This window comes from Streptomyces sp. NPDC002884, from assembly GCF_040295245.1.
In the GTDB taxonomy this organism is placed as follows: Bacteria; Actinomycetota; Actinomycetes; order Streptomycetales; family Streptomycetaceae; genus Streptomyces.
In genome coordinates this window covers 19147-29923 of the sequence record NZ_JBEOVB010000057.1, presented here as the reverse complement: position 1 = coordinate 29923, position 10777 = coordinate 19147, and the positions used below count along the sequence as shown (strand labels likewise).

Genomic DNA, 10777 nt, shown 5'->3' with positions numbered 1-10777 from the left:
GTCGGCCCCTGCGGATTGCCGGTGACCGTGACGTTGTTCCTGCGCTCGATGTCCATACCCACCAGTTTCCCCGACCTCGCCCGTCACTCCGGTACAGCCCGTCAACACCTCCCACCCTGCGCGGCTTCTTCACAGGACTCACGCCGGGGGCGCCGCAGACAGATCTTGAGGGAGCCTGCGCAGCGGTGCCGGTGCAGCGCTCCTGGGCGGTTCGCTCCCGCCAAAGGAGTAGGCATGATGGTGAGGGGACGGGGTAAGAGCGGCCGTGGCGATTCAAGACGGGCCGGGGTCGGCATGGCCGACAGGGGAGGGACACATGGTTACGGATACGGCACTGACGACCGCAGATGCGACGTGCGCTGAACTGCCCGAGGTGGCCGACCCGTCGAAGGTCGCTCCGAAGGACGCCCGGGAGCTCACCCGCCTGTTCTTCCAGCAACTCACAGTCCTGGAAGAGGGCACACCGCAGTACCAGTACGCGCGCAACACGCTGATCGAGATGAACATCTCCCTGGTCCGCTACGCGGCCTCCCGCTTCCGCAGCCGGGACCCGGAGGAGATGGAGGACATCGTCCAGGTCGGCGTGATCGGCCTGATCAAGGCCATCGACCGTTTCGAGCTCTCCCGCGAGGTGGAGTTCACCTCCTTCTCGATCCCCTACATCGTCGGAGAGATCAAGCGGTTCTTCCGCGACACCACCTGGGCCGTGCACGTCCCGCGCCGCCTGCAGGAAGCCCGCGTCCAGCTGGCGCGCGCCACCGAGGAACTGCACAGCCGCTTGGGCCGCACCCCGACCGTGGCGGAGCTGGCCCAGCTGATGAACCTGGAGGAAAGGGAAGTCATCGAGGCGCGGCTGGCCTCCAACGGCTACCGCTCCTCCTCCCTGGACGCCGCCATCAACAGCAGCGAGGACGGCGAGTCGGCCCTGTCCGACTTCATCGGCGACCACGACAGTGCGCTGGAACTCGTGGAGGACTTCCACGCCCTCGCACCCATGATCGCCGACCTCGACGAACGCTCGCGCAAGATCCTGCACTGGCGCTTCGTTGAGGAACTGACCCAGGCCCAGATCGGCGAACGGCTCGGCGTCTCCCAGATGCACGTCTCCCGACTGCTGTCACGCACCCTGACCCAGCTCCGCGAGGGCATGCTCATCACCCACTGACACCGCCACCTCGCAACGCCGCCCTGCGTGGCGTGGTGAACCCCTCCACCACGCCACCACCCTGCGCGTTGTCGGTCCCGATCGCCCAGCACACCCTCGGGAGACCGGCGCGCGAATCACGCCTCCCAGCGTCCTCCCGCCAAGGCCGTGCAACGAGCCGGCCGCCCGCTCAGCAAGGGTCGCCGGACCAGTCGAAACGGCGCGGGACTCCGGGACGCTGCTCGTGCTTCGCCCGCTCGCCGGCATCGAACTGCCCCGCCCTCTATGCAGGAACACGGGTGTCGATCCCGTGGTGGCCCAAGATCACGCAAGCAGCCCGACCCGTACCTCACCGCCCGCACGGTCCACCTGCACGGCATGCCCGGCTTGCGCGAGGATCGCCGGCACCGCCGGCTGCGGAGCAGCACGCAACCTCCGCTCGGGCCGGATCAGACGGCGGGATTGCGGGCTGCCCCGCAGCGTGGGCGCGGCGGGAACTACGGTCGGCTGCGTAGCTGGTCAGGAAGCAGGTCGGGGAAGTCCTCCGCCACCGCCGACCTGGCGGCCTGACGTCGGTGGCCCCCGGTCTCCCTGCCACGACAAGGCGCCTGCCCGCCCTCCTCCTTCCTCGGCATCCCGGCCCTGACGGGCGCCGGCCTGTACGAACTGAAGGACGCCGCGGGTGGGCGCCGGGGTGGGAGCTGCCCCGCTCACCGTGGCATCGCCGTCTCCTTCGCTGTCGCCTACGCCTCGATCGCCCGGCTGGTGAAGTCGGATGGCCGGCAGGTCGCTCCGTGCTTACTCAACCGATTGGTTGACAAAGCCGCGGGCCTGGCCATACCTTTATTCAACTAAGAGGTTGAATAAGCGAGGTGGGAAGTGGTCGACGACCGGCTGTCCCGGGTGTTCTCCGCATTGGCCGACCCGACCCGGCGCGACATCGTCGCGAGGCTGGCAGGCGGCGACGCCACGGTGAACGAACTGGCCGAGCCCTACGACGTGACCGTCCAGGCGGTGTCGAAGCACATCAAGGTCTTGGAGGACGCCGGCCTCGTCAGCCGCACCAGGGACGCCCAGCGGCGGCCCTGCCACCTCGAAGGTGAGGTGTTCGACCTGATGACGAGGTGGATCGAGCGGTACCGCCGTGAGGCGGAGGACCGCTTCCGTCGACTCGACGCCGTGCTCGAGCAGATGGAGGAACGGCCCGCGCGGGAAGACTTGGCAAGGGAGGAAGCATCATGAGCACCACAAAGGCCGGCGGTCGGCTCGAGACGCGGATCGAGGCCGACCCGGCGCTGCCGATCATCGTCATCACCCGGGAGTTCAACGCCTCGCCGGACCGTGTGTTCACGGCCTATACCGACCCCGACCTCGTCGTCCAGTGGCTCGGCCCGCGCCGGCTCACCATGCGGATCGACGAGTATGACGCCCGCAGTGGCGGTGCGTATCGCTACGCGCATCTCGAGGACGACGGCACCGAGTACGGCTTCCGCGGCGTGTTCCACGAGGTGCGCCCCCCGGAACGGATCGTGCAGACCTTCGCCTACGACGGTTTCCCGGACAGCGTCAGCCTGGAGAAGGCCGTCTTCGAGGATCTCGGCGGCCGGACCCGCGTCACCACGACATCGGTCACGAAGTCCGTCGAGGCCCGCGACGCGATCATCAAGAGCGGTATGCGGGACGGCGTCCGCCAGGGATACGAGCGGCTCGACGAACTGCTCGCGGGCCGTGAGAGCGGCAAGGGTGATCACAGCGCCGACTCCACCGAGGAGCTTCGGACCGACAGGAAGGGCCTGAACCCATGACGAGCGCAACTGATGAACACCGAATCGTCGCAGGAGCTTTCACGCAGCGCGTGCGCGGCGTGAGCCCGGCGGCATGGGACAACCCGGCGCCGTGCGAGGGCTGGGTCGCCCGGGACGTGGTGCGTCACCTCGTCGAATGGTTCCCGGCCTTCCTGAAGTCAGGCGCCGGCGTCGAACTTCCCCAGGGGCCCTCAGTCGACGACGATCCGGTCGCGGCCTGGACGGTCCACTGCGACGGGGTGCAGGCGCTCCTCGACGACCCGGCCACAGCGGGCAGGGTCCTGTCGAACCCCCACATCGGCGAGGTTCCGCTCGACCAGGCGGTCGACCGCTTCTATACGGCCGACGTCTTCATGCACACCTGGGACCTGGCGCGGGCCAGTGGCCAGGAGGAGACCCTCGACCCTGTCAGGTGTGCCCGGATGCTCGACGGAATGCTGCCGCTCGACGACGTGCTCCGCAAAAGCGGGCAGTACGGACCGAGGGTTGAGGTCCCCGAGAGCGCCGACGTGCAGACACGCCTGCTCGCCTTCATCGGGCGTACCCCCTGAGCGATCCGGCCGGGACCGCCGTCCCCGTAGCCGGCCGTCCTTCGTGTGCATCAGAGGTCGCGCGGACAGGCGCGGACAGCTGAGATCCGGGTCAGGCAGCTGACGCCCTCGCCCACGCGTCCGGCGTAGGAGCGTTGTCCCTCCGGACCACTACGCCGTACCGGACGGGCCCTCCCGCCCCGCATCGGGTACACGCCGTTCGGTGCGGCCAGTTCCTCCGCCACCCGGCCGACGCGAGGGAAGGCAAAGTGGACGGAATCGTACTGCTCAAAGATGACCACAAGACAGTCGAAAAGCTGTTCAAGCAGTTCGAGAAGGCCGGTGAGAAAGGCCAGGAAGACAGCCCCCGGCAACCCCCTGGCCGTACCCCGCGCAGAACCCGGGAGCGCTGCCCGGGCCGTCGTGCCCGCCTGGCTGACGCATGACCTCTGGAAGTCTCCGCCCGGAGCCGGGCTCTCGCGGCGGTCCGGCCCCCTCATCCGGTCGGGCGGCTCGCCGCGACGTACCGCAAGGTGGTGCCGTACCGCGGTGCCGGTCTCCACCCTCAGCGTCCGGTCCCACCGCTCGCACGGGTGAGCTCCAGTTCAGTTGTGGTCGTCGCCGTGGCGGATCTGGTCGGCGTGGTCGGTGATGGCGGCGACGCGGTCGGCGAGGCCGGGATGGTGCTCCTTGAGGTGGCCGTGGGTATCCGCGAGAGGCGTGACGAGGTTGGCCGCGTCGTTGTCGGCGAGGGCCTCGGCGAGCCGGGCCAGGGATGTGCGGGACCCGGCGGGAAGGCCGGTCAGCGCGGTGATCTGGCCGGCGACCTGGCGCAGTTCGGCGGCGTTGTCCCGAGCCCAGGTGGTGATGGTGCGGTCGGCGGCCCGGCTGTTGCGAGTGGCTTGTACGCGCTGTTCGCCGGTGGTGCCGGGTGTTCCGGGGCGTACGCGTAGGTAACGCCGTTCGGCGGCCTGGCGGCTGGCAACACCCAGGGGATGGGCCAGGTCCGCCCAACTGGAGCCGGCTGCCCGGGCAGCTTCGATGAGCCCCGGTTCCCATCCTGCGAGTTGCTCGCGGAGTTCACGCAGCAGCAGGAGCGCGGCCCGCGCCTGATCCGCAGTGGCCGGTCCGTCGTGCGGAGGCGCGTCGGTCTGCGCGTCGTGCGCGGTGCGGACGGCCTCGTTGATCGTGTGCAGGGCTGCCGCGGCGGCGAAGAACGAGGCGGGGTCATGTGGTTCGGGGAGAGCGTTCATGAAGATCCTCTCGGCGTCACCCTTTGGATGACACTTTCACTTGTCATCGTTTGGATGACATGTTGAACAGTTGCAGACGAAGCGCATTGGCAGTTCCTGCCAGACCTGTGGAGGTGTTTTCGTGATGTTGATGCGCACTGACCCGTTCCGCGAACTCGACCGTCTCGCCCAGCAGCTGATGGGTGGCACGGGCACATGGACGAGGCCCACGGCCATGCCGATGGACGCCTACCGCGAAGGCGAAGAGTATGTGATCGCCCTCGATCTGCCCGGTGTCGTGAAGGACGCGATCGACATCGACGTCGAGCGGAACATGCTGACCGTCAAGGCCGAGCGCCGGCCCGTCACCAAGGCCGACGACGTGCAGGTGGAACTCTCCGAGCGGCCCCTGGGCGTCTTCTCCCGCCAGCTCGTCCTCGCCGACACCCTGGACACCGAGCGCATCACGGCCGACTACGACGCAGGAGTGCTGACCCTGCGGATCCCGATCGCCGAGCGCGCCAAGCCCCGCAAGATCGCCATCGGCGGCACATCCGACCGCCCGCAGATCAACGGCTGATCAGCCGGCTCCCGGCCGAGCCGAAGGCGGAGGACGGGCACCGCCCCCCTCGGTCCCGTCCTCCGCCCCACGTCCTCCCCGCAACGACACAGAGGGGCAGTGGTGGCCATGCGATGGGAAGCATTCCTCGATCGCGTTCAAGAACGCGGCCAGTACGCAACGCCTCAGGAAGCCGAACGGGCCGCGCGTACCGTGCTGGCGCTGCTGGGCGCGCATCTGGTGGGTGAGGTCCGGGCCGAGCTGGCCGCCCGGCTCCCGGAGACGTTCGCCTTGATCCTGCTCAACCCGCTCCAGGCCGGCGAACCGCTGCCGCCCGAGCGATTCGTCCGGGCGGTCGCTGCCTGGGTCGAGGGAGCAAGCGAACAGACCGCGGCCTGGGACGTCAGCGCCGTACTGAGCGTCGCCGCCGATGCGGCAGGCGAAGACCTCATCTCCCGGACTCTGCTCCAACTCCCCCCGGGCTACGACCTCCTCTTCGGCCGCCCCGAGCGCGCCTGAACCCAGACCAGGTCCGCCGCGTCAGCGGGCCGGCCGGCGCTCGCCCCCGGTCGGCCCTTCCTGCCGGCGCGAACCGCCCTTGCACGAGAAAGGCACCCTTCCGATGCTTCAGCTGCGTGAACCGGCCTCTGCCCGGACCGGCATGACGTTTCACCAGATGCTGGAAAGAGTCCGCTACGACGGCGCGTACCCCACCCGCGAACGGGCTGAGGTCGTCACGCGCGCCGTGCTGGAGGCCCTGGGCCGCCAGCTCGCCGGAGACGAACGCGCCGAACTCGCCGCTTGCCTCCCCGACGAGGCCGCCCTCGCCTTCACCAGCCAGATCCCCGATTCCCAGCCGCTCACGGGCTGGGGCTTCGTCAAAGACCTCGCCACCCGCACAGGTGTCACTCCCGCGGTGGCCCGCTGGGACACCGGGGCCGTCCTCGCCGTCATCGGCCACCTCGCCGGCCCCGGCCTCCTGGACCGTATCCTCCGCCGGTTCCCGTCCGGATACGCCCTTCTGTTCGGTCGCGCCGAACTCGTCCAAGCAGCCTGACCCCCGGCCCCGGCAGCAAAGATCCCGGCAGCCCACAGGCTGCCGGGATCAGGAGTGCTACGCGCCTACTTGGGCCGAACGGCGTCCTTGGCCTTCTCCTTGGCCGCACGCAGGTCACCCTGGGACTTCTTGGCCTGCCCCTCGGCCTTCAGGGACTCGTTACCGACCGCACCGCCGACGATTTTCTTGACCTTGCCCTCGACCTGCTCACCCTTGGCCTGAGCCTTCTCGTCCGCAGCCACAACCACTCACCCCTGCCTCACTCGGAACTCGCGTACGCCCTTCGTGTCACCCCGGAACGCATCCTCAAACAAGCACGCTGACCGCCACGCCTCCGCAGCCGCGGACCGCCAAAGAAATCCATAAGACCCACAGGAATGAAGATCGGACTGCAGGGCACACGACGGTCCGGAGGTTGATAACTATGGTTCCTGTTCTTCTTGTTCTTCTGCTCGCCCTGATCCTCTTCGGTGCCGGTTTCGCACTGAAGGCACTGTGGTGGATCGCCGTCATCGTGCTGATCGTCTGGGTACTCGGATTCGTGATCCGCCCGACAGCAAGCGGCGGCAAGCGCGGCCGCTGGTACCGCTGGTAAAAAGCCACAACAGCAGCGCAACCATGGGTGGGGCCCGACGTCTACGCGTCGGGCCCCACCCATGTCCCGTCCCGGCGACCACAGGATAAAAGTGATGATTCTTCCGGTTCGGGGTAGCCGGAGGGCCATGACCGGAGGCGGTCGTGACGCCGGAACCATGGACCTCCAACACGCCGCCCCCGGCCATCTACATGATTCACAGCGACGGCGAGTCAAAGAGGTATGGCACGCACATTCCTGAAGGAATGTCACCGAATTCGATAACGCCCGAAGAGCCTCCACAGTTCCACTTGAGGCCGGCAAAGAACCTCGGCGACGGAACCGTACCTTTACGCGTGACACCATCCGGAAGTTGCAGGACAGAAGGGGATTCGGCGGACCGAGTGGGTGGGCTGGACTGGGGCGTGTTGTGAAAGTGGCCAGTTTGGCGTGAGTGGGGGGGTGCGCTCGGGCGGTGCTTCTCGGCACCGCCCGAGCAATACCGTGACTATTCGGGCAGGGGCAGGTGCCCGATCACCTTCTGGCCAACGAACGCGGACATTCGGAGGGCGTGGTAGGCGTAGTCGCGCATGGCCTGCTCATAGGCGGCGACGCCGTCGAGGAGCGGCTTGTCGCCGGCGGCGACTGCGAGCAGTTGATCACCCAGGGTGTGTGCGTCGCGCAGTGCAGTGTTGGCGCCGATGCCCAGGGCAGGGCTCATGGCGTGGACCGAGTCGCCCATGACAGTGACGTTGGACGGTTCCCAGGCGTCGACGGGCACGCAGCTGCGGCACTTGAGGGCCTGCACAGTGGCGGTGTCCCAGAGTCGGACGGTGTCGACCAGGGCGGGGTGCCAGCTGGCGACGCGCCGGAGGGCGTGCGCCTTGAGTTTGTCGGGGCCGGCGGTGAAGAGTTCGTCGTCGGGGAGCATCCGGTCGGGGAGGGAGTTGAAGATGCTCAGCGCGTAGTCGGCGGTGGCCTCGCGCCGGAAGCCGGGGTCCTGTTCGGCGATCAGCGGTGATGTGGGGTCGGTGCGTTCCAGCGGGCCGAGGGTCAGTCCGGTGAAGTCGGCGGCGTAGGCCAGGGAGAAGGCGTTGAACAGCTCGGCGGGCAGTTTCGCCTTCGCCTCGTCGGTGAGGTGGATTTTCGCGGCGATGTGCCGGGAGCCGAGGTCGGCGATCTGGACCTGGGGCAGGCGCTGGGCGCGGACGGCGGAGTTGATGCCGTCCGCGGCGATGAGGACGTCTGCCTCGACCGTGGCGCCGTCCTCCAGCAGCACGGTGATCGTCGAGTCGGGGTGGGTGCGGTAGCCGGTGACCTTGGCACCGAAGTGCACGGCTTTCTCCAGGCCGAGGTAGAGGATGCGGCGCAGGGTCGAGCGGCACACCACCAGATGTTCGGGGATGTCTGTGGGCACACCGGTGCCCTCGGTGGCCGACCTGTCGCGGCCGGGGCGGAGGTCGAGATGCTCGTCGAAGAGCAGCATGTCCTCGCTCGGCATACCGCAGGTCGCCAGGAACAGCTCCCACAGACGGGGCTCCAGCGCCGCGTGCAGCGCGGAGGTGCCGGTGGAGTTGATGTGGATCCGGTACCCGGCCTCGCGTGCGGCGATATCAGCGTCGCGTTCGTAGACGGCCACGTCCAGGCCGTGCCGGTTCAGGTAGTGGGCCAGTGTCAGCCCGGCGAGCCCGCCGCCGGCGATGACAATTCGCATTTCAGACACAGTACTCCCAGTGCAGAGTTCTTCTCGTACTCGGAGCACACCAGGACTCCCCTGAGAGGGAGGACGTTGACGCAGAACGGGAAACCGGTGACCTGCGGTCCGGACTACCAACCGGAAAGCAATTTCGTGTGCCCTGAAAGCCTACACCGACAGCCTGCTACCTGGGACTGGTCAGCCCTCCGATGTGCGGGAGTTCACTACTTCCGCACTACCGAAGGAAGCCTTCAATCAATACTTCATAAGCCCTTGACGCATTGCGAGATATCTGGTCAGCCAAACACGACTTGACCAATGAGGAGAATATGTGCTCGCATTCCTCTCGATCGCCTACATGCCCTCATCCCGCGGCGGAAGGGCTGACTGCCGAACGTCGGCCCCTGCTGGACCAGAGCCATTCGTTGACGGCCGCGACCAGCACCGTCGCCCCGTAGCGGACGGCGAGTTCTTCATAGCGTGCGGCTACCGCGCGGTGGCGTTTCAAGCGGTCGATCCCGCACTCGACCGCGTGGCGCTCTTTGAGCTTGTAACAGGATCTTGCCGAAGTGCCCTGGTCGGGCGTGACCGACGTGATGATTCGACCGTTCGTGGTGTGTGACGACTCGGCCGTGGATCGTGGACGACGACGTGTGGGCGCTGATCGAACCGTTGCTGCCGCCGTGGCCGGAGGGTTCACCGGGACCGAGACCGGTGCCGGACCGGCTGTGTCCGCAGGGCATTCTCTACGTCCTGCACCAGGACGTCGCCTGGCAACTCCTGCCGTTGGAAATGGGTTTCGGCTCCGGGCAGACCTGCTGGCGGCGCCTGGACCGCCGGTTCACTGGAACTGCTACGACGACGCCTGTGACCTGGTGGCCGACCAGCGCAAGGAGGACGCCCTCCACCTGGAGGGCGCGAGCGACGGCCTCGAGGTGGATGCGCTGCTGCTGGCCCTCGATGGCCTGAAGGCACAGAAGGAGGTCGTTGACGCCCAGATCCGTCAACTGCTGTCCTAAGGAAGCGAGTTCCACGGCAACCGCCCCTACGGGCTGGAGGAACTCACGGTGTATCCGGTCGGCTTCCCGGCGGACCTGGACGGGGACGTCGCCGCGTCCGACGACGAGGCGGTCGTCGACGGGGGCCTGCTGGAACACGGTGAGTTGGTTCCCCGTTCAGCGGACTGTACGCCGAACTGGCGCAGCGGTGCGTGGACGTTGAGGCGTTCTTCAGCAGCGGGGCGGCAGGGGATCGGTGAACACCAGGCAGGTGTCGGCCGGCGGACATCGGTGCTGTGTCAGTGCCGCGTGCCACACTGCCGGCCATGTCGCTCGCTGATCTCACTCTCGACCTGTGGCGGACCTTCGACGAGGTCACCGCCCGGCGGATCGCCCAGAATGCCGCTGACCACGTGGGCGGCCGGGTGTCACTGGTCGAGGCCACGGAACACCTCGGTGCCCCACTGCACCGCGTCCGTCTCGAGCGGGACGGGCAGGAGTTCGCCCTGATACCCGGAGGCTGGGTGTCCCTGGGCTTCGACGCCGCCACCTGGAAGCCGACCGCGCAGCAGGCCACTGACTACGCGCAGAGCCTGGAGCAGGGCTACGGTTACGGGCCCGATCTGCGGACCCACCTCGAGCGGATCCTCAGCGCTCGCCGCAGCGTCCACCTGGACACCCTCCTCATGGCCGTGGAGGACGAGAACCTGACCGAACCCCCGGCCGACATGCCTGCTGCCCTCTCCGCACGTGGTCTGCGAATGCCGAGCTCCGACGAGTGGGAACACGCCTGCGGCGCCGGGTCGGACACCCTGTTCCGGTGGGGCGACGCCTGTCCCCTCGACCGCATCCCCTACGGCGACACCGGCCCGCACAACGAGCCGAACGCCTTCGGCCTGCACATCGCCTACGACACCTACCGCACCGAACTGACCAGCGACGTCACCGCGGTCCACGGCGGCGACGGGGGCGAGTCGGTGTGCGGCGGCTACGGCCATCTGCTGGCCTGGCTCCCCCTGGCGACCGCCAACCGCAACCCAGGGATGGCCGAGTTCGTGTACGGACCGGACGGAGATGACATGTACGAAGAATTCTCCACGCGACCGGTGCTCTCGCTCTGAGCAACCGCTCGCGGACGGCCCGATCGACGACCACCTCGCGGCTGGTGGGACATCGCTCCCC

The 10777-nt window shown here is 68.0% G+C and carries 12 protein-coding genes and 2 pseudogenes; 11 read left to right on the top strand and 3 right to left on the bottom strand.

The features are described 5' to 3' along the window. Positions 1–316 precede the first annotated feature (316 nt). The 5 genes and pseudogenes from ABT070_RS43960 to ABT070_RS43940 all read left to right on the top strand — a co-directional run bounded on the left by ABT070_RS43960 (position 317) and on the right by ABT070_RS43940 (position 3500). Positions 317–1165, top strand: coding sequence for an RNA polymerase sigma factor SigF (locus ABT070_RS43960; RefSeq protein WP_351768699.1), 849 nt, complete (start codon positions 317–319; stop codon positions 1163–1165). 564 nt (positions 1166–1729) lie between these two features. Continuing rightward, positions 1730–1915 (top strand): annotated as a pseudogene (locus ABT070_RS43955) (undecaprenyl-diphosphatase); the annotation flags it as partial. A gap of 108 nt (positions 1916–2023) precedes the next feature. Next, positions 2024–2386 carry an ArsR/SmtB family transcription factor gene (locus ABT070_RS43950; RefSeq protein ID WP_351768697.1) on the top strand — a complete coding sequence of 121 codons (363 nt, stop codon included), beginning with the start codon at positions 2024–2026 and terminating at the stop codon, positions 2384–2386. Beyond that, the gene (locus ABT070_RS43945; protein ID WP_351768695.1) at positions 2383–2949 is read left to right on the top strand and encodes an SRPBCC family protein; all 567 of its coding nucleotides are present in this window, start codon (positions 2383–2385) and stop codon (positions 2947–2949) included. Before ABT070_RS43950 ends, ABT070_RS43945 begins: the two co-directional genes overlap by 4 nt. A gap of 50 nt (positions 2950–2999) precedes the next feature. Beyond that, the gene (locus ABT070_RS43940) at positions 3000–3500 is read left to right on the top strand and encodes a TIGR03086 family metal-binding protein (protein WP_351768693.1); all 501 of its coding nucleotides are present in this window, start codon (positions 3000–3002) and stop codon (positions 3498–3500) included. 584 nt (positions 3501–4084) lie between these two features. Here the strand turns inward: ABT070_RS43940 and ABT070_RS43930 are convergent. Then, positions 4085–4732, bottom strand: coding sequence for a type III effector protein (locus tag ABT070_RS43930; RefSeq protein ID WP_351768691.1), 648 nt, complete (start codon positions 4730–4732; stop codon positions 4085–4087). 124 nt (positions 4733–4856) lie between these two features. Here ABT070_RS43930 and ABT070_RS43925 point away from each other — a divergent pair, with 124 nt between their 5' ends. The 3 genes from ABT070_RS43925 to ABT070_RS43915 all read left to right on the top strand — a co-directional run bounded on the left by ABT070_RS43925 (position 4857) and on the right by ABT070_RS43915 (position 6327). Then, positions 4857–5291: an Hsp20/alpha crystallin family protein gene (locus ABT070_RS43925; protein ID WP_351768690.1), complete on the top strand. Its 435-nt coding sequence runs from the start codon at positions 4857–4859 to the stop codon at positions 5289–5291. A 108-nt stretch (positions 5292–5399) separates the two neighbouring features. Beyond that, complete coding sequence (locus tag ABT070_RS43920) at positions 5400–5789, top strand: DUF2267 domain-containing protein (protein WP_351768688.1); 390 nt, start codon at positions 5400–5402, stop codon at positions 5787–5789. Positions 5790–5892: 103 nt separating this feature from the next. Continuing rightward, complete coding sequence (locus ABT070_RS43915) at positions 5893–6327, top strand: DUF2267 domain-containing protein (RefSeq protein ID WP_351768686.1); 435 nt, start codon at positions 5893–5895, stop codon at positions 6325–6327. A 65-nt stretch (positions 6328–6392) separates the two neighbouring features. On the opposite strand, the gene ABT070_RS43910 is transcribed toward ABT070_RS43915, so the two are convergent. Then, a complete protein-coding gene (locus ABT070_RS43910; protein WP_351768703.1) occupies positions 6393–6569 on the bottom strand; it encodes a CsbD family protein in 177 nt (58 codons plus the stop codon). Positions 6570–6751: 182 nt separating this feature from the next. On the opposite strand from ABT070_RS43910, the gene ABT070_RS43905 reads away from it, so the two are divergent. Further along, the gene (locus tag ABT070_RS43905; protein ID WP_164369086.1) at positions 6752–6922 is read left to right on the top strand and encodes a hydrophobic protein; all 171 of its coding nucleotides are present in this window, start codon (positions 6752–6754) and stop codon (positions 6920–6922) included. Between the two features lie 487 nt (positions 6923–7409). Here ABT070_RS43905 and ABT070_RS43900 read toward each other — a convergent pair whose 3' ends face one another. Next, positions 7410–8615 carry an FAD-dependent oxidoreductase gene (locus ABT070_RS43900; protein ID WP_351768685.1) on the bottom strand — a complete coding sequence of 402 codons (1206 nt, stop codon included), beginning with the start codon at positions 8613–8615 and terminating at the stop codon, positions 7410–7412. 618 nt (positions 8616–9233) lie between these two features. On the opposite strand from ABT070_RS43900, the pseudogene ABT070_RS43895 reads away from it, so the two are divergent. Both ABT070_RS43895 and ABT070_RS43890 read left to right on the top strand, forming a co-directional pair. Next, a pseudogene (locus ABT070_RS43895) lies at positions 9234–9428 on the top strand (transposase); the annotation flags it as partial. Between the two features lie 493 nt (positions 9429–9921). Continuing rightward, positions 9922–10716: a hypothetical protein gene (locus ABT070_RS43890; RefSeq protein WP_351768684.1), complete on the top strand. Its 795-nt coding sequence runs from the start codon at positions 9922–9924 to the stop codon at positions 10714–10716. Positions 10717–10777 lie beyond the last annotated feature (61 nt).